Origin of the sequence: Rhodococcus sp. PvR099, assembly GCF_017833315.1 — a bacterium.
Taxonomy (GTDB): domain Bacteria; phylum Actinomycetota; class Actinomycetes; order Mycobacteriales; family Mycobacteriaceae; genus Rhodococcus_G; species Rhodococcus_G oryzae.
In genome coordinates this window covers 4,008,744-4,033,392 of sequence record NZ_JAFIBV010000001.1, presented here as the reverse complement: position 1 = coordinate 4,033,392, position 24,649 = coordinate 4,008,744, and the positions used below count along the sequence as shown (strand labels likewise).

General features: G+C 63.5%; 25 protein-coding genes and 2 pseudogenes. 14 read left to right on the top strand and 13 right to left on the bottom strand.

Features of this window, described 5'->3' with window-relative positions:
• The first annotated feature begins 32 nt into the window (after window positions 1-32).
• From vanH to JOE46_RS18540, 5 genes are read left to right on the top strand one after another with little or no spacing between them, the layout of a single operon-like run.
• Complete coding sequence (gene vanH / locus JOE46_RS18560) at window positions 33-1,085, top strand: D-lactate dehydrogenase VanH (protein WP_097210862.1); 1,053 nt, start codon at window positions 33-35, stop codon at window positions 1,083-1,085.
• Complete coding sequence (gene vanO, locus JOE46_RS18555) at window positions 1,082-2,122, top strand: D-alanine--(R)-lactate ligase VanO (RefSeq protein ID WP_209928075.1); 1,041 nt, start codon at window positions 1,082-1,084, stop codon at window positions 2,120-2,122. The genes vanH and vanO overlap by 4 nt, the downstream gene beginning before the upstream one ends.
• On the top strand, window positions 2,119-2,727 hold the full coding sequence (gene vanX / locus JOE46_RS18550) for a D-Ala-D-Ala dipeptidase VanX (protein WP_097210860.1): 609 nt from the start codon (window positions 2,119-2,121) through the stop codon (window positions 2,725-2,727). Before vanO ends, vanX begins: the two co-directional genes overlap by 4 nt.
• A gap of 32 nt (window positions 2,728-2,759) precedes the next feature.
• On the top strand, window positions 2,760-3,368 hold the full coding sequence (locus JOE46_RS18545; RefSeq protein WP_209928073.1) for a hypothetical protein: 609 nt from the start codon (window positions 2,760-2,762) through the stop codon (window positions 3,366-3,368).
• Window positions 3,368-4,519 (top strand): glycosyltransferase, encoded by a 1,152-nt coding sequence (locus JOE46_RS18540; protein WP_209928072.1) that lies wholly within the window; start codon window positions 3,368-3,370, stop codon window positions 4,517-4,519. Before JOE46_RS18545 ends, JOE46_RS18540 begins: the two co-directional genes overlap by 1 nt.
• Here JOE46_RS18540 and vanS-O read toward each other — a convergent pair.
• Window positions 4,452-5,552, bottom strand: a complete 1,101-nt coding sequence (gene vanS-O / locus JOE46_RS18535) for a vancomycin resistance histidine kinase VanS-O (RefSeq protein WP_097210857.1) — start codon at window positions 5,550-5,552, stop codon at window positions 4,452-4,454. The two genes, JOE46_RS18540 and vanS-O, sit on opposite strands and share 68 nt — an antisense overlap.
• Window positions 5,545-6,237 carry a vancomycin resistance response regulator transcription factor VanR-O gene (vanR-O, locus tag JOE46_RS18530; RefSeq protein ID WP_077043363.1) on the bottom strand — a complete coding sequence of 231 codons (693 nt, stop codon included), beginning with the start codon at window positions 6,235-6,237 and terminating at the stop codon, window positions 5,545-5,547. The genes vanS-O and vanR-O overlap by 8 nt, the downstream gene beginning before the upstream one ends.
• A 512-nt stretch (window positions 6,238-6,749) precedes the next feature.
• On the opposite strand from vanR-O, the gene JOE46_RS18525 reads away from it, so the two are divergent.
• Together JOE46_RS18525 and JOE46_RS18520 are read left to right on the top strand one after the other, a co-directional pair.
• Window positions 6,750-7,058: a hypothetical protein gene (locus tag JOE46_RS18525; protein ID WP_097210856.1), complete on the top strand. Its 309-nt coding sequence runs from the start codon at window positions 6,750-6,752 to the stop codon at window positions 7,056-7,058.
• A gap of 273 nt (window positions 7,059-7,331) precedes the next feature.
• Window positions 7,332-7,988: a hypothetical protein gene (locus JOE46_RS18520; RefSeq protein WP_209928071.1), complete on the top strand. Its 657-nt coding sequence runs from the start codon at window positions 7,332-7,334 to the stop codon at window positions 7,986-7,988.
• 324 nt (window positions 7,989-8,312) lie between these two features.
• Here JOE46_RS18520 and JOE46_RS18515 read toward each other — a convergent pair whose 3' ends face one another.
• Entirely contained in the window at window positions 8,313-8,672 is a 360-nt protein-coding gene (locus JOE46_RS18515; RefSeq protein WP_097210854.1) for a hypothetical protein, read from the bottom strand.
• A 300-nt stretch (window positions 8,673-8,972) separates the two neighbouring features.
• Between JOE46_RS18515 and JOE46_RS18510 the strand changes: the two genes are divergently transcribed.
• Window positions 8,973-9,641 carry a polymer-forming cytoskeletal protein gene (locus tag JOE46_RS18510; protein WP_209928070.1) on the top strand — a complete coding sequence of 223 codons (669 nt, stop codon included), beginning with the start codon at window positions 8,973-8,975 and terminating at the stop codon, window positions 9,639-9,641.
• A gap of 1,204 nt (window positions 9,642-10,845) precedes the next feature.
• On the opposite strand, the gene JOE46_RS18505 is transcribed toward JOE46_RS18510, so the two are convergent.
• Entirely contained in the window at window positions 10,846-11,574 is a 729-nt protein-coding gene (locus JOE46_RS18505; protein WP_245221102.1) for a MerR family transcriptional regulator, read from the bottom strand.
• On the opposite strand from JOE46_RS18505, the gene JOE46_RS18500 reads away from it, so the two are divergent.
• Complete coding sequence (locus JOE46_RS18500) at window positions 11,561-11,806, top strand: hypothetical protein (RefSeq protein WP_209928067.1); 246 nt, start codon at window positions 11,561-11,563, stop codon at window positions 11,804-11,806. The genes JOE46_RS18505 and JOE46_RS18500 overlap by 14 nt on opposite strands.
• A 3-nt stretch (window positions 11,807-11,809) precedes the next feature.
• Here the strand turns inward: JOE46_RS18500 and JOE46_RS18495 are convergent, their stop codons facing one another.
• On the bottom strand, window positions 11,810-12,298 hold the full coding sequence (locus JOE46_RS18495; RefSeq protein WP_209928066.1) for a hypothetical protein: 489 nt from the start codon (window positions 12,296-12,298) through the stop codon (window positions 11,810-11,812).
• Window positions 12,299-12,373: 75 nt separating this feature from the next.
• A complete protein-coding gene (locus JOE46_RS18490) occupies window positions 12,374-12,874 on the bottom strand; it encodes a hypothetical protein (protein WP_209928065.1) in 501 nt (166 codons plus the stop codon).
• 904 nt (window positions 12,875-13,778) lie between these two features.
• Here JOE46_RS18490 and JOE46_RS18485 point away from each other — a divergent pair.
• The 4 genes and pseudogenes from JOE46_RS18485 (at window position 13,779) to JOE46_RS18470 (ending at window position 15,923) form a co-directional block, all read left to right on the top strand.
• Complete coding sequence (locus JOE46_RS18485) at window positions 13,779-14,096, top strand: hypothetical protein (protein ID WP_209928064.1); 318 nt, start codon at window positions 13,779-13,781, stop codon at window positions 14,094-14,096.
• Between the two features lie 112 nt (window positions 14,097-14,208).
• Window positions 14,209-14,790 (top strand): annotated as a pseudogene (locus JOE46_RS18480) (response regulator transcription factor); the annotation flags it as partial.
• Window positions 14,786-15,715 carry a HAMP domain-containing sensor histidine kinase gene (locus JOE46_RS18475; protein ID WP_209928063.1) on the top strand — a complete coding sequence of 310 codons (930 nt, stop codon included), beginning with the start codon at window positions 14,786-14,788 and terminating at the stop codon, window positions 15,713-15,715. The pseudogene JOE46_RS18480 and the gene JOE46_RS18475, both read left to right, overlap by 5 nt.
• Entirely contained in the window at window positions 15,603-15,923 is a 321-nt protein-coding gene (locus JOE46_RS18470) for an ATP-binding protein (protein WP_209928062.1), read from the top strand. Before JOE46_RS18475 ends, JOE46_RS18470 begins: the two co-directional genes overlap by 113 nt.
• Before the next feature lie 764 nt (window positions 15,924-16,687).
• Here the strand turns inward: JOE46_RS18470 and JOE46_RS18465 are convergent.
• Window positions 16,688-17,269, bottom strand: a complete 582-nt coding sequence (locus JOE46_RS18465) for a TetR/AcrR family transcriptional regulator (RefSeq protein ID WP_209928060.1) — start codon at window positions 17,267-17,269, stop codon at window positions 16,688-16,690.
• A gap of 81 nt (window positions 17,270-17,350) precedes the next feature.
• Between JOE46_RS18465 and JOE46_RS18460 the strand changes: the two genes are divergently transcribed.
• On the top strand, window positions 17,351-18,772 hold the full coding sequence (locus JOE46_RS18460; RefSeq protein ID WP_209928059.1) for an MFS transporter: 1,422 nt from the start codon (window positions 17,351-17,353) through the stop codon (window positions 18,770-18,772).
• Window positions 18,773-18,801: 29 nt separating this feature from the next.
• Here the strand turns inward: JOE46_RS18460 and JOE46_RS26570 are convergent, their stop codons facing one another.
• The 6 genes and pseudogenes from JOE46_RS26570 to JOE46_RS18430 all read right to left on the bottom strand — a co-directional run bounded on the left by JOE46_RS26570 (window position 18,802) and on the right by JOE46_RS18430 (window position 24,339).
• Window positions 18,802-19,758, bottom strand: a complete 957-nt coding sequence (locus JOE46_RS26570; RefSeq protein WP_209928058.1) for a PDR/VanB family oxidoreductase — start codon at window positions 19,756-19,758, stop codon at window positions 18,802-18,804.
• The gene (locus tag JOE46_RS27145) at window positions 19,751-19,969 is read right to left on the bottom strand and encodes a hypothetical protein (protein WP_374102904.1); all 219 of its coding nucleotides are present in this window, start codon (window positions 19,967-19,969) and stop codon (window positions 19,751-19,753) included. Before JOE46_RS27145 ends, JOE46_RS26570 begins: the two co-directional genes overlap by 8 nt.
• Before the next feature lie 243 nt (window positions 19,970-20,212).
• A pseudogene (locus JOE46_RS26565) lies at window positions 20,213-21,564 on the bottom strand (hypothetical protein).
• A 65-nt stretch (window positions 21,565-21,629) separates the two neighbouring features.
• Window positions 21,630-22,073 carry a cobalamin-dependent protein gene (locus JOE46_RS18440; protein ID WP_209928054.1) on the bottom strand — a complete coding sequence of 148 codons (444 nt, stop codon included), beginning with the start codon at window positions 22,071-22,073 and terminating at the stop codon, window positions 21,630-21,632.
• 37 nt (window positions 22,074-22,110) lie between these two features.
• Window positions 22,111-23,328 (bottom strand): fatty acid desaturase, encoded by a 1,218-nt coding sequence (locus JOE46_RS18435; RefSeq protein WP_209928053.1) that lies wholly within the window; start codon window positions 23,326-23,328, stop codon window positions 22,111-22,113.
• 255 nt (window positions 23,329-23,583) lie between these two features.
• The gene (locus JOE46_RS18430) at window positions 23,584-24,339 is read right to left on the bottom strand and encodes a hypothetical protein (RefSeq protein WP_374102903.1); all 756 of its coding nucleotides are present in this window, start codon (window positions 24,337-24,339) and stop codon (window positions 23,584-23,586) included.
• Window positions 24,340-24,649: the final 310 nt, after the last annotated feature.

The following is a 24,649-nucleotide window of genomic DNA, read 5'->3' as shown; positions in this document are numbered from 1 at the left end:
GCTGGCAACACCGCGTTGTCTTGACTTTCGGCATGTCCTACAGCGACCTGGGTTTGATCGACAGCGAAGTGATCGCGGAGCGACGCGTCCGAGCGCTCGACGATTCGTCACCCTCGGCCGTCCCGACCACTGGGGTCAGAGTTTTCGGATGCGGTCACGACGAAGCCGTTTTGTTCCGCGAGATGGGACCCCGCCTCGGGCTAACGCCAAGCATCACCGAGGAAGCGGTCAGTGAAACCAACGCTGAACTGGCGCGTGGCAACCGATGCATCAGCGTGAGCCACAAGACGCAGATCGACAACTCCACGCTGCTGGCGCTGAGCCGAGTCGGAGTGGAGTACATCTCCACCAGAAGCGTCGGGTACGACCACATCGACGTGGAATTCGCGGCGAGCATCGGCATCTCGGTCGGCAACGTCGACTACTCGCCCGACAGCGTGGGCGACTACACACTGATGTTGATGCTGATGACCGTACGCCACGCGAAATCAATTGTCCGCCGCGCCGATACGCATGATTACCGGCTGAATGAGACGCGCGGCAGGGAGCTGCGCGACTTGACCGTCGGGGTGATCGGAACAGGGCGCATCGGCACAGCAGTCATCGACCGGCTGCAGGGATTTGGCTGCCAAGTGCTGGCACATGACAGCGGGCCTCACGCCTCCGCCGACTACGTTCCGCTCGATGAACTGCTGCGGCAGAGCGACATTGTCACGCTCCACACTCCACTCACCGCGGACACACACCATCTCCTCGATCGCCAACGCATCGACCAGATGAAGCACGGCGCGTACATCGTCAACACGGGTCGCGGACCGCTGCTCGATACCGAGGCCCTCCTCTCCGCCTTGGAGAGCGGCCGGTTGGGCGGCGCGGCGCTCGATGTCGTCGAAGGAGAGGAAGGGATCTTCTACGCCGACTGCAGGAAAAAGCTCATCGAGAACAAGGCCCTGGTGCGGCTACAGCGCCTGCCGAATGTGCTGATCAGTCCGCACTCCGCCTACTACACAGACCACGCCCTGAACGACACCGTCGAAAACAGCCTCGTCAACTGCCTCAACTTTGAAAGTGGGAGAACAGCATGAGCAGATTGAAGGTCGGGGTCATCTTCGGAGGGGCTTCCGAAGAACATCCCGTCTCCATCAAGTCGGCGCGAGAGGTGGCAAGAAATCTCGACACGGAGAAGTACGAACCGTTCTGGATCGGCATCACGACCGGCGGCGAGTGGAAGCTCTGTGACGGCCCCGACGCGGATTGGGAGAATCGCAGCGCCCGTCCCGCCGTGCTGTCACCCGATCGACGTGTGCACGGCCTGCTGGTCATGGAGCAGGGGGGCTACGAAACCGTGCGCCTCGACCTCGTCTTCCCCGTACTTCACGGCAAGCTCGGCGAAGACGGCGCGATCCAAGGCCTGTTGGAGCTCGCCGGCATCCCCTACGTCGGCTGCGACATCCAGGGCTCGGCTGTGTGCATGGACAAGGCCCTGGCCTACACCGTGGCCAAGAGCGCGGGAATCGCCACGCCGACCTTTTGGGTTGTCGCGGCGAACGAGAAGGTCGACGCCGATCATCTTCGCTATCCGGTCTTCGTGAAGCCGGCCCGTTCGGGTTCATCTTTCGGCGTCAGCAAGGTCACCCGTGAAGACGAGCTGCCGAACGCGCTGAGCGCGGCGCGACAGTACGACTCGAAGGTCCTGATCGAAGAAGCCGTGGCCGGCAGCGAGATCGGCTGCGCGGTCATGGGTGAACTATTCGGCCTGATCACTGGGGAGGTAGACCGCGTCGACCTCTCGCACGGATTCTTCAGGATCCACCAGGAGGACTCACCCGAAACGGGATCGGAGAACTCGACGTTCATCGTTCCCGCCGACATCTCCGACGAATCGCGCCGGCTCGTCCAAGAGACCGCCAAGGTCATCTACCGCACCCTGGGCTGCAAGGGACTTGCCCGCGTTGACATGTTCCTCACCGACGACGGGCGGGTGGTCCTCAACGAGGTCAACACCATGCCCGGCATGACGTCGTACAGCCGGTACCCGCGGATGATGGCCGCCGCGGGGCTGCCGATCTCCGACGTGATCGACCGGCTCATCTCGATGACAATGCACGGGAAGAAGCGATGAACGACGACTTCGTCTACGTCGACGACTGGGTGCCCGGAGTCCGCTGGGATGCCAAGTACGCCACGTGGGACAACTTCACCGGCAAACCGGTAGACGGCTACCTCGCGAATCGGATCGTCGGCACCCGGGCTTTGTGCGCGGCCCTCGAGCAAGCACGCGAGAAGGCAGCTTCCCTCGGCTTCGGGTTGCTTCTCTGGGACGGCTATCGTCCTCGACGCGCCGTCGACAGCTTCCTACGCTGGTCAGAACAGCCGGAGGATGGCCAGACGAAGCAGCGGCACTATCCCAACATCGACAGACCCGAGATGCTCGAAAAGGGATACGTGGCAACCCAGTCGGGCCACAGTAGGGGCGGCGCCGTTGACCTGACGCTCTATCACCTTGCGACCGGTGAACTTGCTCCTATGGGTGGCGACCACGACCTCATGGACCCGATCTCACGTCATCGAGCGCGAGGAATCAAGCCAATCGAGTCCAAGAATCGTGAGCTTCTTCGTTCCATCATGGAGGACTGCGGATTTGATCGGTACGACTGCGAGTGGTGGCACTACACGCTGAAACGCGAACCATATCCAGATGTCTACTTCGACTTTCCGATCACGTGATGGGTCTCCATTGTGTCTCGCAGTGGGGGCGTTTGGCGACCAACGACGAGGTCGTGATGCGGCGCACACGCCCATCGGGGCTGGAGGTCTTCTTGCGACACACCGATCCATCGAAACTGTACGACTGGGCCTCCGACGGATACCCCTCGAGCGAGGAGTACCTGTTCTGGTCCCGCAAGGTCTGCGGCTTGGCGTGTCTCCAGTCCCTGCTCCACGGCTGGACTGACGTCCGACTGTCGATGGGCGAACTCCTTGCGCTGGCCGTCGAGTGGGGTTGCTATGTGGTGGAGCCTTCGGGCAAGGTCCACGGCCTGCTCTACAGGCCATTCATGGCGTGGGTCAGCACACAATTCGGATTCGACTGCCAACTGGTCGAGCACACCCCGATTCAGGTATCGGCCCGAGAGCTGCTGCCCGGGCAGGTCATGATCGCTTCGGTATCACCCGAGATTCGCGATCCCAACACCTACGAGCCGCGACGAGGAGGCCATCTTGTGCTGATCTATGCAGTCGATGATGGAGTGGTGCGGTTTCATAATCCGTCGGGCTACTCCCACAATTCAGACTCTGCATCGCTGCCCATGCATGTGTTCGAGCGGTTTCATGCCAACCGAGGAATCTTGGTCAGAGGGGCATCGTGATGCTGGCTGGCGAACCCGCACCGCGCGTCGTTGTCGCGGGCGGCCATTCGGCCGGGCACATAGAGCCCACGATGAACTTCGCCGACGCGCTGAGCCTGCTGGAGCCCACGGCCGAGATCACCGCGCTCGGCACTGTCCGTGGCCTGGACACCACGCTCATCCCTGCCCGCGGCTATTCACTCGAACTTATCCCGCCCGTGCCACTGCCGCGCAAGCTGAGCCGCGACCTGCTGCACACGCCGGGCAGACTGCGCGACTCCGTCCGGGCGACCGGAGCCGTACTCGACCGCGTGCGGGCCGAGGTCGTGGTGGGCTTCGGGGGCTACGTGGCCATGCCCGCTTATCTTGCCGCACGCCAGCGGGGAATACCGATCGTCGTCCATGAGGCGAATGCCCGGCCTGGAGTGGCGAACCGACTGGCGGCCCGGATGACGACCCACGTATTTACCGCCGCGCCCCGTGTCCACCTGGCTCACGCCAGCGCGATCGGCATCCCGCTGCGGCCGGCGATCACCAGGCTCGACCGGGCCGCGCTGCGCGAGGCGGCTCGGCAACGGTTCGGCCTGCGCCTGGACGAGCCGGTACTGATGGTCACTGGCGGTTCGCAGGGAGCTCAAGCGATCAACGCCGCCGTGGCCGGCGCTGTAACAGCGTTGCGGGCGGCCGGCGTGCAGGTGCTGCACATCACCGGGCCACAGCGCATGGTCGAGCCGCCCGACGGCGACCCCGGCGACCCGCCCTACGTCGTCGTCCCGTACGTCGATGAGATGCAGTACGCCTACGCCGCAGCCGACTTCGCGATCTGCCGCTCGGGGGCGATGACGTGCGCCGAACTCGCCGCTGTCGGCTTACCGGCCGCCTATGTGCCGCTGCCGCTGCGCGGCGGTGAGCAGCGCTTGAACGCCGAGGCGGTCGTTGCTGCCGGCGGGGCAGTGATCGTCGACGATGCCGATCTCAACGCAGGATGGATCGAAACCACTCTGATCCCGCTGCTCGCCGATACCGAGCGGAGAGCGGTGATGTCGGCTCATGCGTTGGCAGCCGGCGCACCCGACGTGGGTTCGCTGCTGGCGCGGCACGTCCTTACGGTCGTCGCTGAGCGGCGGGCAGTCGCACTGCGACGGAGAGCCCGCCGGCAGCTCGGGGGCTGAGCGTGAGGGATCCGTCGTGTGCCTGAGTGATGCTCTTGACGATCGCCAGGCCAAGGCCCACCCTCGCATCGTCCCCGCGGGTGCGAGCAGTGCCGCGCTGAAACGGCTCGGTGAGTGTCGAGACCAACTGTGGACTGAGCTTGTCGCCTGTGTTCTCGACCGTGAGCATGACGGACTCGGGGCCGATGGCGGTGCTGATCTGCACGCTGCCGTGCTCGGGGACGTTGTGGACGATCGCATTGTGCAGAAGGTTCGTAGTCAACTGCAGCAAGAGTGCGTGTGAGCCGATGACCGGCGCGATGTCCCCGGAGGTCTCGATGCTGACGCCGTGCTTCTCCGCGAACGGGAGGAGCGTCTCGGCGGCTTCTTCCGCGATGAGCGACAGATCGACGTCTTCTCGGCTGAAGGACCGTTGGTCGGTACGGCTGAGCAGGAGCAATGCCTCGGTGAGCTCGATCGCCCGTGCGTTGACAGCGCGGAGGCGTTCGTCGAGCTCGCCGCCGTCGCGGTTCGGATCGTTGCGGGCGACATCGAGAAGGGTTTGTGTGATCGCCAGCGGGGTGCGCAGCTCGTGGGAGGCGTTGGCGGCGAATCGCTGCTGCGCGGCGTCTCGTGCTTCGAGCTGTGCGAGCATGGCGTCGAAGGCATCGGCAAGTTCACGGAACTCGTCGTTGCGTCCCTCCAGTTCGATCCGGTACGACAGCGAGCCACTCCCCGCCTCCCGCGCGGCGCGCGTAATGCGCGTCAACGGGGCAAGCATTCGGCCCGCGAGAATCCAACCACCCACAAGGCCGAACACCAGCAAGAACCCGAGCGCCAAGATCGCTGCTGGGACAAACACCACGGGACCGAAGTTGCTCGGGTCGAAGACCCGGGCAAAGTCGGCCAGATCAGGGAATTGGAAATTCGTTGACCGCCCTCTCAGCAGGAAGACCCAAACCGCCGCAAGGAGCAAGACACCGGCGAGCATGAGGAACCCGGCATAACTGAGAGTGAGTTTGAGGCGAACGCCCAACCCAGGCGCTCTATCCACCGTCGCCCCCGCCTCTGGCGTCCGGTTCGGTATCGATGCGGTACCCGACCCCCGGCACCGTGGCGATCAGCCACGGTTCGCCGAGCCGCTTGCGCAACGTCGAGACCGTGATGCGCACGGCATTCGTGAACGGATCGGCGTTCTCGTCCCACGCCCGCTCCAGCAACTCCTCGGCGCTGATCACACCGCCCTCGGCAGCGACGAGAACTTCGAGCACCGCGAACTGCTTCCGGGTCAGCGCGACGTACCGGCCGTCCCGGTAGACCTCGCGACGGAACGGGTCCAGCTGCAGACCAGCGATCTCCCGCACGGGCGGCCTGCTGTGCGCGCGCCTGCGGTCGAGGGCCCGGAGACGGAGCACGAGCTCCTGCAGCTCGAACGGCTTGGTGAGGTAGTCGTCGGCACCGAGCTCGAACCCGGAGGCCTTGTCGTCCATCCGGTCCGCGGCAGTGAGCATCAGGATTGGTATGCCGCCACCGGAAGCGACGATGCGCTGGGCGATCTCGTCACCGGAGGGGCCGGGGATATCACGGTCGAGGACGGCGATGTCGTAGGCGTTGACGCCCAACAGATCCAGGGCAGTGTCCCCATCACCGGCGATGTCGGCGGCGATCGCTTCCAGGCGCAGCCCATCGCGGATGGCTTCCGCCATGAACCGCTCGTCCTCGACGACCAACACACGCATGCTCGCCATGTTAGGCGGCCGCGTATATCGCCGGCGTATCAAAAATCGCCTTCGGGCTGGCAACAGCGCATTGCCTTGATTGAGCAGTGTGGGCCAGACCGCAGCACGACCGAAGACCCGCAGGACTCCCAGACCGACCATTGTCGGCCTGGTCCTCGTCATCTTCGCTGTGACCGTCGGGATCGTCGTAGACCGGTCGGCATCGCCATCGGGGACGACTGGACCTGGTGCAGTGCGGGTCTGAGGTAGGCGGCACCAGAGATACGCGGACCGATGCCGATGGCGACATGACTGAATCTGACGGAGCCCTCCCCGACGGCGCGACAGTCTTCGATCGCCAGCACCCTGGCATAGCGAACCTCAGCCAGCACTACTCCAGGCCATGCTCGCAGCCGCGAACGACGCCGCTGACGACGGCATCCAGCTCTAGCGAGGCGCACACCTTCGCGAATGCTGGCCACTGGGCAAGCTGTGTACGAGCACGTCGCTTGAGGTTCACAGACAATCGAGAGATGAGCAGCGCGAGTCAGATCAGTGAGCAGGCCGTGGTCCTGGCGATGGACTACGGACTGTTCAGTCTCTCCGGAGGCCTCGCGGATTTCGAGGACGAACTCGAACTGCTCGCGCAGGCGCAGGCTGCGCAGCCGTGCGCTGGTGACGGCAAGGCGCTGGTGGTGCTGAGCCCGCACCAGAACAACTTCGAGATCATTCGGGATGCGTCCGTCTCGTCGGATCACAAAACCCCAGGTTCTTGTCTCAACATCTCAACATGTCCGAATTCTGTCTCAAGATTCGGTGTCTGCGGCAGTGGGTGCCGCTGACGCGGAAATCTGAGACGAGTACCTGAGATAACAATGCGGATGAGATAGAAGTCGCCCCACATGGTGAGACGAACCAGGGTTTGCAAGCCTTCACTTGCTATCTGTTGCGGGCTGACCCGTCATCACAACGAACACTCGTGAACCTGTGTCCTGTTTGACGATCGCTGAGCAGGCCGCCCGCCGCATGCCCTAGGCGTGGGACCGTCGATGCAGCCGTGGAGAGCGCCGGGCGCCGCTACGCTCGCGGACGCAGGACGGACTCAAGGGAGCTCGGTGACGAAGATCAGCAGGACAAGAGGGATCCAGGTCGACGGCGGGTGGAGTGTCGACTCCAATGCGTTCGTCGACGAGCACTACAACGCACAGGACGTGCCGTTCGATGACACCGTGCTGTTCACCGCGGTGAACAGCATCACCGGCGAGACGGTTTCCCTCTCCTATGAGAACGCAGCCATCGGCTACTCGCTCGAGCAGATTCTGCTGTCGAGATCGTTGGGCCGATGGATGTACGACGAAGACAGGAGTGTCCACACGACGATCGCAGCCGGCCACGACATCGAGGCCATCTATGGCCTGCTCCTCCGGTTCCTCAACCCACTCAACAAGGACCTGATTCCTCTCCGGCTCTCCAGTTGGACGGTTGTCGTCAACAATCTGACTGAAACAGAAGCTGCGCACCACGACGTGGAACTGGTCTTCTCGGCGACTCGTGGGAAGCTCTTCATCGACGTCACCTACACCCGGATCGAAGATCGGCCGTACTGCGTCTACATGGGGATGTCGAAGCATCCCTACACCGAACTCACCTACAAGCTCGACAAGCCGACGACGACACGGAAGGTGATCCACCTGAACGGGGTGGACGCTGTTGCCGCGTTGATCGACGATTTACTGACGGGACTCGAGCCCTTCTATGCGAGCGTCGGCTGACCATGGACGCCCCGGGCATGCCCCGGGCATGGCACTTTGACCTCCCCGGGCGCCTTGTCGCGCAGCCCCTTCCAGCTCGGATGACGAAGGCTCCGCCGGTATGCTCGCGGTACTCCGCCTCGCATACCAGTAGCGGTTCCACCCGTGCACGCCCCGGATTCGCGGCCTCAACGTGCGTCCTTGTTTGACGATCGCCGGACAGGACGGCTGACGGCACCCTGAGAGTCATAGACGACCGTGCCGGAGCTGGTGAGAGAATTCCGGCCGCGGCGCTCAGGGCGAACCGTGAAGTGCCCAACCGATTACGGTTGGGCGCTTCACGTGTCAGGACGATCCCAGCGTCCCTGGGAGCAGGCCAGGCGGGGTCGGGACCGGATTGATGGTGTGCAAGTTCTGCGAGAACGGGACCCGCATCACCTGATGGGTCTGCCGCCACGGATCGAGCTGAAAGCAGTCGAGCGGAAGCGGGCCGGTCACGGCCCCCGGGTAGGTGTAGCAGTAGATGTCGATAGTGCCGAACGGACTGAGCAGGTTCGAGTTGTTGTCCCACGACCTGCTGGGCTCCCACGGCAGCTTGAACCACCTCATGTTCAGCTCGTACCCGGGCGGCGGAACGTACGCCTCCGCCGCACTCGCCTGCGGCGCCGCTACGCCCGCGCCGAGCGCCGCGAGTCCGACGGCCACTGCGCCAGCTCGGACGAGAAATGAGCGCTTCATTCAGATCTACCCCCTGCGAAAGAAACGGACAGTCTGTATGTCCGCTGGGGCAGGCGCATCGTTACTGGCGGTGGCCGCGAGGGCGCTTGAACTCTCGGGTTCCCCTTCTACCGGCCGTCCTGTCTAACGATCGCTGAACGCGACACGGGTTCGAGAGCTGCGGAATGGAGGCCCCGGGGAGAATGTTCACCGCCAGCCTCCTCATGCCAGCGAGTCGTCTTGTGCCCCGGCTGTGCGTGGGGACTGAGACCAGAAGCGAAGGACGACATGACCGGCAAGCACTTCGAGCTGACCGACGAAACGCGAAACTACTTCGGCCACAACCTGCATCGCATCCGCGCCACACGCGACATGACACGGTACTGCGTCCGCAAGGGCGACGTCGGAGGATGGGTTGAATGCGAGCGCAATGTGTCTGGGTACGCGTGGGTGTCAGGCGACGCGAGGGTGTTTGGCGACGCGTCGGTATCTGACAACGCGGAGATCTCAGGCAACGCGGAGGTCTCGAGCAACGCGAGGGTGTCGGGCAACGCGGAGGTCTCGAGCAACGCGAGGGTGTCGGGCAACGCGGAGGTCTCCGGAGACGCGCGGGTGCACGGCGACGCGCGGGTATCCGGCCGCGCGGAGGTGCACGGCCGAGCAACTGTCACCGAGCGCCAGGACATCCTCGTCGTATATCCCATCGGCTCCCAGTCCGTCACCGCGACTCTCACCCGCACCGCCGCCGGCCACAACTTATCGGTCGGATGTTGGCATGGCGGCACCATCGACACACTCCGTGCCGAGGTAGATCGGCGCTCACAGACGTGGCCAGGAACAGCGCAAGATCATGCCCGCTGGCGCGCCGAGCACGAGGCACTGGAGGCGCTGTGCCGGGCGCGTATCGCCGGGTGGAAACGTATGGACGAAGACCCTGCTACTGACTGTCCTGTTTGACGATCAGCAAACAGAGCGGGACTCCGGTGAGCGAGCCGATCGGATACGTCAGTCAACTGCCATCAACTAGTCCTGGTTACCCGTCCTGCACGCTGATCTTGCGAGGGCTCCCTATCCAGGACCCACTTCCACTCGGTCCCAAGTTCACCACAACGTCCCAGAGCCAGACTTGGCCAACCGACCCCCCGAGAACGCCCTCACACAATCTTTCGATTTCGTGACCCTCGCGATTCGGGCGATGGCGACCGAGGCCTTGTCTCAACAATCCGGAAATGTCCGATTTCTATCTCAAGTTTCCGTGTCCGCGGCAGTGGGTGTAGGTTCCGGATCTACTTGTCCGATCGGCCTGCGGTTTACAAGATCTTCCACGGCAAATGCCCTAGAAATTCCGGCTGCCGATGTCCTATTCCGCAGGCCCTCGGGTACTGGGCATCCAAGGATCACCCTCTCGGGCACCTGAGCAGCGATCGTTGCCGTCCCTCCACCCGCATGGTTCTGGGGCGGAGGGGCGCCGGCCCTCGATGCCGAGGCACACGGTCGGTATGGGCTCCCGGACTAGGTCCCGTTGTCACGGAAGGTCACCCGCTCCCACGGGAGATACAGCACCGTGGGGAAACCGTCCCATCGATGTACACGCCGGTACCCACCACGAAGCCACCGGCGGGGGGTGTTGATGGTCATGATCGAATCCGCCGACGTGGTCGCCGCCGTGAGCCCGGCCGTGGCGGCTGCCGCCCTCAAACAGACTGTGCCCCAGCCGATTCGGCTGGCATTGCTGCTTGTGCTCATATGCTGCTCCTGTTCGCGGCCCGGGCGGTCAGAATCCGAGGCGGCCGGTACCGGCGCTGCCGCTGCCGATGCTGCCTCCGCCCTTGCACCACTGGATCTCGTCGTTCGCCGAGGTCATCAAGATCTTGCGCGAACAGGGCTACACGGTGCGCGATTCCGACGCACCCGATGACAAGTAGCCGCCTCAGACGACGGCGACAAAAGTTCGGGGGCGTGTTTGCCGATTCTGCTGAGCGCCTTGGCGTTACGGGCCGAGTGGACGCATTGCAGGACGGGAGATGATGGGTTTCCAGATGTCGACGGCCCACGCCGTCGGTTCCGGCCTGATTGCCGAGACAATGGGAGCGTCCCCTCCGCACTGGCCGCGGAGGGGACGCTGCATTCTCCGGGATACCCCGGGCTTCCGGGCCGAGGGCTACTCGCCGAGCCGCTCGTCCGCGTAGACGACCATCGCGTCCCGCTGGTACTCGGCCAGGCCCTCGGCGATCTTCTCGTAGTTCGCCTTGAACCGCTCGTCGTCCACGTACATCTGCCCCATGCACTTGTACGCGTCCCGGTTCGGGGTCCAGAAGCGGCAGATGCCCTGGTACTGCGTGTGGATCTCCGTTTGGACCGCCACGTCGACGACCGGGGTGCCGGCGGCCATGAACTCGGCCATACGGATCATCGCCGCGGTCATCTCACGCTGCATGCGCTCGACGTCCTCGGCAGTCATCGTCGCGGCGTTGCGCTGAGACTGTTCGAACTCCTCCGGCCAGCGTTCGCGGGCCTCGTCGTCGTGCTGCGTGTTGTCGAAGCCCTCGAACAGGTTCTCCGGGCGATTGATCTTGACTGTCATTTCCGTCTTCCCTTCGAGTTCGGCGATGGTGTGCGCCACGGTGTCGGCCATCCGCGCCAGGCGGTTGCGCTCTCCGAGTAGGCGGATGTGCTGCCGTTTGAGGGCGGCGAGTGTGTCCGGCTCGGAGTCGACCGCCTCGGCGATCTCGGCAAGGCCCAGGCCGAGTTCGCGCAGGACGAGGATCTGCTGCAAGCGCAGCAGTTGCTCATCCTCGTAGTAGCGGTAGCCGTTGGTGCCCACGTAGGCGGGCTCGAGCAGTCCGATGTCGTCGTAGTGCCGCAAGGTGCGGGCGGTGACGCCCGACATCCTCGCCACATCCGCGATCGACCAGCTCATGGCGCTTCCCATCTTCCGTGAGGCCGGTCCGTCCGGCCTCGTCTTCGACCGTAGAAGTTGCCGCTACGTGAAGGTCAAGCCGGAATGCGCCGAATCAACCGGGAATTCGACTCATCACCGCGTCATCCGGGAGGTGATCGCCGCCTCGCGCCGACTACCGCGGGCAGACCCCGGCCGCGTGCCTGAGCGCGATCCGCACTGAGCCTCAGCGACCGAAGAGACGGCCGAAGAACCCGCCCCTACCCGACGCGAGCGGCGCCCACTCGAGATTCCACAGCTCCTCGACCGTGATTCCGGCGAGGCGGCAGACGAACTCCAGGTGCGCGTCCTCCGGGTCGTCCTCGGTCTCGAACACCGCCTCGGCGCCGATCGGGGCGCCGAGGTCCTCGGCGACCTCGCGCTCGGCCAGCACTCGGAGGCGGGGGTCGTCGCCGAACGACTGGACCACGTAGACGTCGCTCGTGCCACCGAGGGTGACGAGCACCGTTCCCGCGGGCGGCCCGGAGAGCTGCGGAAGCTGCTGGAGATCGAGACCGGGATCCACGAGCACCACGTGCGCGCCGACCTGCGCGGCCGACGGGCCGGCCGCGGTGCTGCGGCTCGCGTCGTCGAAGTCGATGCTCGAGTCGGCGTCCACGCCGAAGGCAGAGAGGTCGGTGTTCGGCACGAAGCCCAGCATGAAGTTCATCGACATTTGCGACAGCCTAGCGACCGGGGACGGCGGATCCCCGGATCGAGTAGCCGCCGTACGCCGCCGGGTTGGCGCTCGCTACTCGCCGTCGGCCCGCCCGTCCGAGTACTGCGCGACCACGCGGTCACGCCAATCGCGGAAGTCGTCGAACTTGCCGGCGAGAGCCTGCCGCAGCTCGGCAGCGCTGTTCACCAAGTCCATGTCCTCCTGATCCGGAACGTCTCCCGGGGCATGGTTGGCGCCGGCGACGACATAGGTCGGGTTGCCCTGCGGATTGACGATGAGGAATCCCGCCGCGACGCACAGCTCATAGATGAACGTCGTCTCCTCCTCCGACAGCGAGGCGTGATCGATCCCACCGCTCAGCGGCTCCTCCTGATCGAGCGGGTCGAGGTACAGGTCGGTCCGGTGGCCGTCGAACAAGAGCGCCTGCCCGTCCGCATCGACCAGAAGCGAACCTTGGCCGTCGCTGTCCATCGCGCGCAGGCCGCGCGCCTCGAGGAAGGCGGCGACGGCATCGCGATCCGCGTCGCGCTGCTCATCTCCCTGGACGCGGACAAAGATCAGCGAGAATCCCATGCCCGGAATACTGTGCCTTCTCGCATCCCTCCGCAAGGAAGACAATGACGATCGCCTCGTTGGCTTGCCAACATAGGAAGAGTTGCAGTTCCAAGGGACAAATAGGCTGGAATCATGACAAGTGCGGGATATCTGGGTCCGGAAAAGGCCAACTAGATCCGGAAGCTACAAGCAGTGTTGCAAATGTAGGTTCCGGATCTACTTGTCCGATCGGCCTGCGACTTTCAAGAAGTTCCACGACGTTTGTCCCCGAAATTCCGGCTGCAGATGTCCTTTTCCGCAGGCCCCTCGGGAACCGGGTATCCAAGGATCACCCCGTCGGGCACCCTGGCAACGATCGCCAGCGCACCTTCACCCTGTGCTACTCCGGTTCGTGGCCCGGGCTGTCAGAATCCTGCCCAGCCTGCCGAAGTTGAAGGCGGCGAGGCTACCGCCGCTCCCGCACCCTGGCGTCTCCGGAGTCGGCACCGGGGCGTCGTGGGGGCACGGATTGATCGTGACGGTCTCCGACCCCGGCCTGTCGTTCTGGGTGACACTAATCATGTGGGTACCGGCAGTGGTCGGCGTCCACGGCCGGTAGCTGAATCCCGTGGGAGCGTTGCCCGGCCAAAAGGAGTTGAAGCAGGTTCCGTTGTCGATGAGGAGGGTCCCGGCTCGGGATCGTGCCTCACCCGCCCCCGGACCTGGTGGACCAGCGACGGGCGTGCCCGGTCGGCATCACAGGAAATGCGCTGCTGCGCACCGGGATCAAGGGTCGCTTCTTGCACCCGCAAGCGCGGAACCTGTACGGGGCACGACTCTCTAACCAACCTCTAAGACTTCGCTAAGCAACGCCGAGTTTTCCGCTCATAAGTTCGTTGATGTCGAGGCCACCAGAGCCACGACCCGAACGAGGAGATCACCCGTGCGCAAGATCATCGCCAACACCCCCACCCGTCGGCGAGCAGCCATCGTCGCCGCCGGAATCGCTGCTGCCGCCGCGATCGCTGTGCCCGGCATTGCCTGGGCCAGCGGCTCCTTCTCCGAGACCGCACCGACCTCGGTCGGCACCCCCGCCGCGGAGCCCGTCCCGGCCACGCAGTCCGACACACCGACCATCGGGGAGGCCTCGATCGCCCCCGAACTGAGCCAGGAGGAGATCGACGCGCTGGTCGCGAAGGGTGAGCTCACCGTGACGGAGGCCACGGCCACAACCCCCGCCGAGACCCGCGGCGAGGGCTAGGCAGCCCGTGGGCACGGACGGGTAGGACGGCGGCGTCACACTCGCGGTGCAGGCCTGCTGGCCGGTGCGTGCCCGCGGACGGCAGGGCCTCGCTGTACCGCGCTCGGGCACGATGGATCAGGTGACTGACAGCGCCCGCATCCTGATCGTCGACGACGACTCCAAGGTCCTCTCATCCCTGACGCGGGGGCTCCGCCTGTCCGGTTTCGAGATCGAGACCGCGCACGACTGGGCCTCCGCGCTGCGCGCTGTGGTCGCCACCGGCCCCGACGCGCTCGTGCTGGACGTGAACATGCCCGGGCTCGACGGCGTCGGTGTGGTCACCGCTCTGCGGGCGATGGGCAACGAGGTGCCGATCTGCGTGCTCAGCGCCCGCAGCTCGGTGGGCGACCGGATCGCGGGACTGGAGGCTGGCGCGGACGACTACCTGACCAAGCCGTTCGAGCTGGGCGAGCTGGTGGCGCGGCTGCGCGCGTTGCTGCGGCGGGCACCCCGCACACCGACCCCGGCAGGCATCGTCAGCGTCGGAGCCCTGGAGGTCGACCTGCCGGGGCGCCGTGCCCACGTCGGCGGACACCGAATCGACCTGACCAAACGCGAGTTCGACCTGCTCGGTGTGCTCGCCGAGAACACGGGAATCGTGCTCAGCCGGACGCAGCTGATGCGCCTGGTGTGGGGTTACGACCGCGGTGCTCCCGAGTACGACGTTCCCCGAACCGGCGGTGACCGCACCCGGCGACCACGCCGCCGAACCCGACACACTGCGAACGGAATCTGTGGACGGGACCACCGTACGTGCCCGCGACGTCCCGGTCAGCGGTGCCGCGGACACCTACGTTGCCGTCTCCGTTCCGGAGGATGCACTGACCGTGGCGATCCGGAAACAACAGTGGCAGGTCGCGGCGGCCGCGGGGGTGGCGATCGCGGTGGCGGCGGGGCTTGGCTGGCTGCTCGCCGGCCGCGCCGTGCGGCCATTGCAGCGGCTCGCTGCCGCCACGCACACCATCGGCCGCGATCCGGGCGCGCGGCGGCCGGATGTGCGGGGAGCACGGGAGGCGGAGGAGCTCTCGGATGCGATCGGGTTGATGCTCGACCGGATCGCCGTGGCACAGAAGCGGACCGAGGATGCGTTGGGGTCCGCCCGCGACTTCGCCGCGGTGTCCGCGCACGAGTTGCGCACGCCGCTCACCTCGATGCGCACCGATCTCGAGGTGCTCGCAACGATGCCACTGTCCGACGAGCAGCGCACCGAGGTCGTGCGCGACCTGCTCGTCACGCAGCGTGAGGTCGAGACGACGCTCGCGGACCTCGAGCGACTGGCCGTGGGCGAACTGTCCGACGCCGCCGACCACGAGGAATTCGACCTTGTCGAACTCGCCGATCGCTGCGTGCAAGAGTCGGCGCGCCGGCTGCCCGACGTCGACATCGAACTGTGCGGTCCGGATGTGATGGTCGTGCGCGGCATTCCGTCCGGGCTGCGACTGGTGCTCGACAACGCGATCACCAATGGCCGTCCGCCACGGCAACGCGGACCGGGTACGGATCACACTCGCCGCGAGCGGTGCTCAGGGCGTCGACATCACGGTGGACGACGACGGCACCGGCATTCCCGAGCATGAACGGGCGGCGCTGTTCGGCAGATTCGCCCGGGGGTCGACCGCGCATGCCGAGGGCTCCGGGCTCGGTCTGGCGCTGATCGCTCAACAGGCCGCACTGCACGGCGGCACCGCCGACCTGTCCGAGAGTCCGCTGGGCGGCACCCGACTGCGGCTTCGGCTTCCCCAAAACCCCGCACGCTCGGCGACAACACAAGTGCTGGACATATAGGCCCGGAAAAGGCCAACTAGCTCCGGGACCTACACGACGCAAATGTAGGTTCCGGATCCACTTGTCCGATCGGCCTGCGGTTTTCAAGATCTTCCACGGCAAACGCCCTACAAGTTCCGGCTGTAGATGTCCTATTCCACAGGCCCTCGGGTACTGGGCATCCAAGGATCACACTCTCGGGCACCTGAGCAGCGGTCGTTGCCGTTCCTCCACCCACATGGATTCTGGGGCGGTGCGGCGCCGGCACTCGATGCCGAGGCACACGTGGTCAAGTCCGGCAGCCGCTTCCCCTCGTCGTTCAGCCGCTAGGCCATGCGTCGGCTCCTCGTCGTCGAGTGCCTTCCAGTCGAGTAGAAGGGGACATCGCGGTAGCTTGCCGGTTGGTGCTGGTCCCCTGCGGCGTCACGAACAGAGTGCCCCCGGCACTCGCAGTCGCACGATCAGTGCGCGGACATCCACGCAGCCGGCCTGCCCATCAACACCTCCATCATCAGGGTGTTGCATCGACCGGTTAAATCCGCCTTCCGTTTCTGTGGGTTCATCACAGGATGTGACGGTGCGCAGCGAGTGGCCTGCGTGGTCCACAAGGGGAAACCACTGAGCCAACGGACCGCAAACTTGTTGCGGTCGCGTGGCCAATTTCTAGTTGACCGACGATATGAGGCGACCTCGAGGCCCCTACTCCGCTGCTAATCGGCGAATGCAGACCCCTTCACCGGGCGCCTGATACACCTTCCGGGACAAGGGAGATGAACCGACTAGCCTTATCGGATTCTCGTCGCCTCACGTTGGCTTACCGGCAGAAGTTGCAGTATTCCCTCGGTCGCACGACGGAACGGCTCGGCGGACTGCGCGCCACGCGCCAGGACATAGGCACCCTGACGGACTGCGAGAATCGTCGCAGCGAGCGTTTCGATGTCAAGTTCGGCGGGAAGGTCCCCGGACGAGACGCCCTCGTTCAACACGTCACGAATCTGGATTTGGATCCACTCGAACATCGTGGCGATCGGCTCACGGAGGTGTTCGTCGTTGACGACCGCCGCGTCCTGTACCAGCCGGCCGAGTCGGCAGCCACGCAGGACGTTCTCGTCCACAGTCAGGAAGGCTGCGATCTTCTCGCGTGCCGTCGCACCGCTCTCCAGGCGGCCAAGGATTTGGTCGCGGAGCTCTTCGCACATCCTGTGCTCGGCTGTCACCGCAAGGGCGGCTTTCCCTGAAAAATGGTGGTACATGCTGCCTTGTCCGGCCTCGGCAAGTTCTTGAACCGCACGGGGACTGGTGGCGGTGTACCCGCGTTCCCACAGCAGGGTTTGCATGCTCTCCACGAGGCGGTCAGCGGCGCTCATATCACGAGTGTACCTAGTAATAGGTACAGTAGTCGCGAGTTGTACCTACTAGTACAACTCCGCGACTACGGGGGAGCGACCATGGAACCGATCAACGGAACCGATGCAACACCGCATGCTTCATCGAGGACACCGCCGATGCCACACTCGAGCAGCCGACCTCGGAGCTCGCGCGCGGCGCTGATCGGGATTTGCCTGGGATTCTTCATGATTCTGCTCGACGGCAGCGCCCTCAACATCGCGCTGCCCTCGATTCGAGCGGACATCGATGGTTCGATGGCCTCCCTGCAGTGGTTAGTGAACATTTACACGATCCCGCTCGCGAGTCTGCTGCTCACCGCGGGAGTGCTCTCCGACAGGATCGGCGCACGAAGGGTCTTCATATCGTCACTGGCGGGTTTCACCGTCGCCTCACTCGTGTGTGCACTCAGTCCGAATCTTCAACTGCTGATTCTGTTCCGGTGCATTCAGGGCATCTTCGCCGCAGGTGTCCTACCAACAACCCTGGCAATCATCGCCCGCACCTACCCAGACCCGGTCGAGCGTGCCAAGGCGATCACTGTCTGGGGCGCGACGGGTGGAATCGCACTGGTGGCGGGACCGATTTGCGGTGGTCTTCTTACCGAGGCGTTGGGTTGGCGGTCAATATTCTTGATCAATGTCCCCATCGGTGTACTCGCCCTACGGCTCGCGTTCCGCCACATTATCGAGACCGACCGCAGGGATGACGACTCCTTCGACTGGCTCGGACAGTTCCTCGCGATCGGCGGCCTCAGTCTGCTCGTCGGCGGCCTGATCGAAGCCGGGGAGCGTGGATGGACCCATGCTGTAACTCTGACACTGCTACTGGCAGCCGTAACCACATTGGTAGCGTTCGTTGGGGTGGAGTCCCGTGTCGCGGCGCCCGTCCTTCCGCCCGCCATGTTCCAGCGCGCAGCATTCACCGCGTCGATTGCAAACGGGTTCGCGTTCCAGTTCGGCGCGTATGGCCTGCAATTCATGTTAGCGATCTTCCTGCAAACGCAATGGGGTCTTGATGCCCTGAGCACTGGCCTGTTCTTCGTCCCTTTTGCGGCACTGTGGACGTTCGCCACGCTTGTGCTCAACCGGATTTGGGCGGGCCGCGGGATGCGATGGCTGCTCATCGTCGGATCAGTCTTGGCCGCTGGTGGTGGCGTCCTGTGCCTGTCGATCGGCGACCAGTCCACCTGGCCGCTCCTGCTCGCCGGCACGTCCGTGGTCGGGTTGGGATGCGGTTTGTTCGGGCCCAGCTGCAATGGCGCTGCGATGGCGGCCGCCGATCCGCACTACGCCGGGCTCGCATCAGGTGTACTTAACACCTCCCGGCAGGTCGGTATGGCAATCGGCGTCGCGATGCTGGGCCTATGTCTCGTGCTTTCCGATCCTGTGGCCGGCGCTAGGGTCGGCATCCTCCTGATAGTCGTGTGCTTCGTGACGATCGCGATGCTGAGCTGGCGATACGTTCCGAGTCGAGGTCGGTGATGATCGGAGCCGCACGGCCGTCATCGCTGTCACAGACGCAGCCGAATCGTCCCCCGGCCTCGGGAGACGCACGGAGCCATCGTCGTTGTGCGTTCCTGCTCAGTGAGGCAGTGATCGCGATGATCGACGTCCGCAGGGTTGTCAACGTCAACGTCAACGACGCACGTTCCGCAGATTCCCCCCTCGCAGGCATAGTCGATTCGGATGCCCGCCTTGAGAAGGGCCTGCAAGGTGGTCTCGTCGGAGCCGACGCTGATCCTCCGTCCCGCATTCGTCAACGCAACCTCAAAGTCACTTCCCCAACTTCCCAGCCCAAGTCCTTGTTTGGCGGTAAATCCCTCCGAATGAACTCGACCGCGCCAAGCGTGCGCTGTTTGGTCGAGCGCCTCCATCATGGTGGGCGGACCGCAGTAGTACAGATGCTCGCCTGACTCCGGCTCGTTGGCCACGTCACGCACATCTGGGCGACCCTGATCGGTCGAATAATGTAGGTGAACATCGACGTTCAGCTGTTCCAGCTCGTCCAAGAAGAGGCAGTCACTGCGGGAGCGTGCGAAGTAGTGCAGCCTAGGTGTGACGATGGACGAATCGTGGTGCAGCGCATAGAGCATCGCCAGGATCGGAGTGATGCCGATGCCGCCTGCGATGAACCGGTGACGGGCCGCGGTGACGGCCAGTCCAAACTTCTCCTGCGGGTATGACAGATAGAGGTAGTCGCCTTCGGCGATGTCGTTAGTTATCCGATGCGAAACCGATCCAGGTGTGTTGCGTCCATGCACCGCGATCCGCCACTCGGATTGAGGGGGGTCGCCGCAGAGGCTGTACGGCCGCATCATGCCATCGTGCAGGCGAACGACGGTGTGTGCGCCTGCTTTGTACAGCGGAAACTGGGATCGGTGAACAGGTGCGAAGTGTAAGAACGTCACTGATGCCGTCGGGCGGTCGATCTTGGTGACCACCGATTTGATCAACAGCCGCTTACTCACTGGCGATCACGTCATCCCCAAGATTGAGTTGACCGCCAGCGAGTACCCGACAGTTGATTCCGGATCGGCCCATAAGCGGCAGCATCACGGGCAAATCGACAAGGCGCTCGAGGTACGCGCAAGGCGTGTTGCGCCGGCCCGCATATAACAGACACTCCCCGATCTTGAATTTCCGTCCGACCAGCCTGTCGAGACGGGTGCCTTCCGACACGAGGTTGACGGGTTTCCGACGGAGCGAGCTCGATTCCCGTTTCGTTCCGGATGGCCTCCAATACCTCGACCTCGATGATGGTGACCTGCCGATCAGGGTGTGGGCGACCAGAGTAGTGACCCAAGCCCGTTGCGTACCGGTCTCCGAGGATGCCGAGGCCGGCTTGCAGAGTCACCGATTCGTGCGCCGTCATTTCAGCGCTCGCGATCTCTGCTGTGAAGATCCCTATGATACTGCCGCCGATCATTTCTCAACACCGGCCTCCGGAACCGAACCAGGACCGTCGAGCATCGTGACGAAGAAGCTAATGTCAGCTTTCAATGAATTGAACAAGCTAAGTGGCGGGGACGCCACCCGACCGTCCATCGAGCCGATGAGGTCGCGATTGCGGCGGCGTGTCATCTCGGACAGGCCGAGGTGACCTGCGTTGAGATACCGGATCGCGCCGTTTGGATCGCGCCTGGGGACTACCGCGGACTTCGCATGCCGACTCGCGCTGAATGGGATGTCCAACGTGCCCTTTGCAAATGCTCCGGTCACCGCATCCATCAGATCAGATGCCGAAAAAACAGGCGACAGGAGTTCGTCCACCTCGTCAAGTATCCAATCACGCTCGTCCATGCACCGCTCGACGTCGTAGTTGACAAAGTCAAACAGAGGAGAAGTTGCCATCCGCGCCAGCCTTATGCCTGCAGCATTTGCCTCGGTATCCGGAATGCCGAACGCCTCCTGGTAGGTCTTTGTGATCAGTTTTGTCGCTCCACCGAGGCGAGCTGCAAACGCGCCGTAGAGAATAAGTGACTCCGCGCCCGACCGACTGTGAGGGAAGGCGCCCATGAACTCGTGCAGCACTGGGAACACGGCGACGTCCGCGGGTAGGTACCTGCGGGCGAGAATCGGGATCGCCTGTAGCGCAGCAACATCCTGTTCCAAGTTGCCTCCCTGCGGATAGGCCACCGAAATGCACTTGACCCCGTCCTGCGCTGCCATACGGCCTCGACGAAGCTAATAGCGAGGCTGATCGACGGTGGGACAAGCACTGCGGTCAAGGTTCCGAAGAGTTCGCGATCCACGACCACTCCGTGATCGGCAAGACGGCCGCACTTCCGATCGACCTCACGCCACGCGGAAAGGGACACATCCAGGGGAACGTCCTTGGAGTAGGGCAGGTTGTACGAGATCCCGCCACCTTCGAACGAGGTGATTCCGCTTGCTATGGCGACATCGAAGAGAATTCTGGCATCCGGTGAACCGTGCCGAATCTCAAGTGGGGCATTCGCTCCCTCGTTCAACTCGCGGCCGCGACGCCACCCATGGGTCACCAACGGATACCCGTTGAGTGACTCCGGTCGCGTGTTCAGGCACCTCAGTGCACTGTCGAATCGCTGCAGGCGAGTATGCGAATCTATAGTCAGTGACAGCACATCCGGAGCCGCCCGATTGGCAATATCGTCGAGTAGTTGCCTCATGTGCTCGTGCGATCCGACGCCGCAGCGGGGCTGGATCGCGAGGGATCGCTCCCGTGCAGCGACGGTCAGAACATCGTGGACCGAGGCCTTACCTAAAGTATTGATGTACCGGACTGAATGGTCCATCGGCGGCAGGTCAGATACAACGGATGCTGTCAGATAACCACGTGCCGCACCTCCACCCAACGCGGTCAGGACACGTTCCTCACCGAACCGGTGGCTTCCTCGCACAGCTGCGTTAGTAGACCCACGATCTGCGAGGCATCGTCGAGCACGTAATCAACGCCCAGCGCGTAGAGCCTCTCGACGGAATCTGCAGACTTGGCGCTGCCAACCGACAGATTCCCCCCAACGATCACGGGGCAGGTAATCTCACCGACCTCCTTCACTTTCGCCAGTTCGCGCAGGTCCTCGTGCGCATGTCCGTTGAGGCTGCCGATCAAGATCGCCACAGCGCGGGGGTGCTCGCGAGCGGCGGCGGCGAACTCCGCGATAGGGGTGCAGACACCCAGATTGACCACGTAGTAGCCGCATTCATCAAGTTCGTGGGCTATCAGGTGGTTTGCAACCGCGTGGGCATCGCTGGCGGCCACGCCGAGGATCACAGTTCGACGGGACGTTTTCGGTGTGAGCATGGCTTCTCCTAAACGGAAACTCAATGGGTTCTTGTGACTAGTCATCGAAAGCGGTGAAGAGTGCTCGCGAGCTGACGCGCTCGATCTGCCTGCGGTCGAACACAGTTATGTCAGCGCGGTTCAGCGAATCGAAGACATAGCTGATTGCGTTGCCCAGGCCCCATACCTCCGTATAGAGGGGCCAGCCCGGTCCTGGCGACGCACTGTCGAGTTCGCGGGCACTGATGTAGTTGAACCATGCCTTGTGCCGTGGGTGTCGATGATGAAAATCGTGACACACGGTGTCGCCTGTCAGTACGAGATATCTGGCTGGAAGATGAAGGAACATCATCCTTGTGCACCAACGAGCCCATCCGAATGCTTGGGCTGGCCAACCGGATCCGCGCGCCGGCAGAGCCTCGCCTAGAAAAATGGCGTTAGTCAGAGACGCCATCCGTTCCTTTCCTGTGATCGTTTCTGCCCCCTGCGCGGGGAACGTGTGCTTGACGCACAGCCTGAGCGTGTTTGAAATTTGGAAGAGCGGGAACAGTGGAACAAGCCATCCGACGATGAACACTGACCAGCCACCAGTAAGCGTTGCGACCAGAGCCGCACAGGTATAGACCGCAACGGCGATTGCTCGATCGATCCCGTCTGCTCCTGTCCAGAACGACCGGATCCGACTTATTCCGAAGACCGCGTGGAACCGTGGCGAGACCAACTTGCGGAGAACGCGGCGCCACATAGCCTTGCGCGACATACCCGGTTCGAGCTCAAGGCCGATTAGGAAAGCCTGGACTGTTGGATCACGAAGTGTCATGTGGTGCCGTGAGTGATGATCGCCCGTGTGCTCACTGCTGTATCGAGTGAAGTTTTGCACCAGCAGGACTGCGGCGCAGGTTCTCCCGATGACCTCGTCGAGCTTGGGCCGATTGAAGAGGTTTTTGTGCGCTGCCTGATGGAGCACCATCATGCGGACGTTCCGCATTCCGTGAAGGGTGACCGCAACTCCTGGCAGGAACAGGAGGATCCATGCGCCCCCCTCAATCAGCCCCGCGCCTGTAACGACAAGCCCGATCATCATGCTGGTACACGCTCCCACGACGTGAAAGCTCGCACTGAGACCGATGGTCGGCTGGCCGGTGTACGGCTTGCCTGTAAGAAGCGTCAAGGGAGTCTGCATCACAGCGGGGAGCCGCCGCATGCTCTCGCGTGGGTCGGCCAGCGCCGCAATGGAACTAATCTGTCCGGATGTATTGGTGGCATCGGCCTTCAATGGTCCCCCTCGTTCAGGTCGCGGGCATCGGAGGTGACGGCGGCTACGGATCGCCACGTTGGCCATGGCTACGAAGTGCCGTCAGCAGTGCATTGAGTGCGAAACCATCAGGTATCGCACTCATCCGATTGGAATTCCATACGCGGTCGACCGGCGGCATCTTGGCGCGTTCCGGGACTCTCCATCGTTCGATGGGCAGTGACAATCTATCTGGAATTGACGTGGGACTGTCAAGGAGATCTTTGGGACTGCTCGTCAGAATCGTTGAAACACGACCAAAGCCGGCGTCGAGTGTGACGGCTCTCCAAGGATCTGAACACGCATCTCTGCGCGTAGAAATCGACCGTCAACTCTCTTGAGTCGAACGGGTATAGACTGAGCTTGCATCGGCGGTAGGCGCGCAATACTGTTGGGGTACAACAGTTCTTCGCAGATTGGATCAATCATCACTGATTCGCGAAGGTCCCCACTCGTCGGCCACCAGATATCGGGCAGGCCGCGGCTGACCCACCGCAGCAGACGAAGGCTCGGCAGATCAACCAAAGCGGAGTGTAACCCGGAGGCATCGTCGAACACCATGCCAAGGATCGAGCGTCGTTGTGACCCAGCAGGCTCGAAACTGGTCACATCGATGCTCGTACCCCGAAACAATTTTCCTGAATCCCGCGACTTGACGATCCGGCCGTAGGCGTGGAGTCGTCGCACCGATTTGTCTGGGGTTTGGATCGAGAAGGACTGCCCGAGTAGGCAATCTTCCTCGGCACGGTTGGCCTCGATGAGCAGTCTGGCCGCGTCGATTGCGTCTTCCGGACCCAGCATCTGCAGAAACTCGTGGACTGCGTGGTACCGCGAAGCCCCACGTTGGATGCCGTACAAGTCAAACAGCTCATCCGTCCAGTAGGTGGCCTGGCGGTCAAGAACCCACGTCCAGGCCCCCACCTTCGGTGCGGGCGGCGGCTCTACCGACGCTGGCCCGGCCCACACAGCGACCGAGTGGACTGCGCCACCCATCCCACGAACTATGCGAGCAAGCTGTCGCTCCCGCTCGCCTCGTCGCACAGTCACAAAGTCGATGTCCATCCGAGATTCCGTTGCCCGCCGCGCAAGATTGACCGCAGAAGCAGCGAACCGAGCGGGGCGAAGGCGAGCTGCAGACCTCCCCTGGACGGCGCACAACCGGTGAGCGAGTACCAGTTCGTTGCCAGGCACTTGAGCATCGATCACTGTCCAGTCGGGCGCCCGTACGCTTTCATCGAAGTCTCGAACCCACTGTCACCAATAGTCATCACGGTTCCCCTGCCAATGTTGATTTTTGAAGCAT

Coding starts and splice junctions, on each gene's coding strand:
- vanH (WP_097210862.1), top strand. CDS start 33: ATGTCCTACAGCGACCTGGGTTTGATCGACAGCGAAGTGATCGCGGAG.
- vanO (WP_209928075.1), top strand. CDS start 1,082: ATGAGCAGATTGAAGGTCGGGGTCATCTTCGGAGGGGCTTCCGAAGAA.
- vanX (WP_097210860.1), top strand. CDS start 2,119: ATGAACGACGACTTCGTCTACGTCGACGACTGGGTGCCCGGAGTCCGC.
- JOE46_RS18540 (WP_209928072.1), top strand. CDS start 3,368: ATGCTGGCTGGCGAACCCGCACCGCGCGTCGTTGTCGCGGGCGGCCAT.
- vanR-O (WP_077043363.1), bottom strand. CDS start 6,237: ATGCGTGTGTTGGTCGTCGAGGACGAGCGGTTCATGGCGGAAGCCATC.
- JOE46_RS18525 (WP_097210856.1), top strand. CDS start 6,750: ATGAGCAGCGCGAGTCAGATCAGTGAGCAGGCCGTGGTCCTGGCGATG.
- JOE46_RS18510 (WP_209928070.1), top strand. CDS start 8,973: ATGACCGGCAAGCACTTCGAGCTGACCGACGAAACGCGAAACTACTTC.
- JOE46_RS18505 (WP_245221102.1), bottom strand. CDS start 11,574: ATGTCGGGCGTCACCGCCCGCACCTTGCGGCACTACGACGACATCGGA.
- JOE46_RS18495 (WP_209928066.1), bottom strand. CDS start 12,298: ATGTCGATGAACTTCATGCTGGGCTTCGTGCCGAACACCGACCTCTCT.
- JOE46_RS18490 (WP_209928065.1), bottom strand. CDS start 12,874: ATGGGATTCTCGCTGATCTTTGTCCGCGTCCAGGGAGATGAGCAGCGC.
- JOE46_RS18470 (WP_209928062.1), top strand. CDS start 15,603: ATGGCCGTCCGCCACGGCAACGCGGACCGGGTACGGATCACACTCGCC.
- JOE46_RS18465 (WP_209928060.1), bottom strand. CDS start 17,269: ATGAGCGCCGCTGACCGCCTCGTGGAGAGCATGCAAACCCTGCTGTGG.
- JOE46_RS18460 (WP_209928059.1), top strand. CDS start 17,351: ATGGAACCGATCAACGGAACCGATGCAACACCGCATGCTTCATCGAGG.
- JOE46_RS18440 (WP_209928054.1), bottom strand. CDS start 22,073: ATGCTCACACCGAAAACGTCCCGTCGAACTGTGATCCTCGGCGTGGCC.
- JOE46_RS18430 (WP_374102903.1), bottom strand. CDS start 24,339: ATGGGTGGCGCAGTCCACTCGGTCGCTGTGTGGGCCGGGCCAGCGTCG.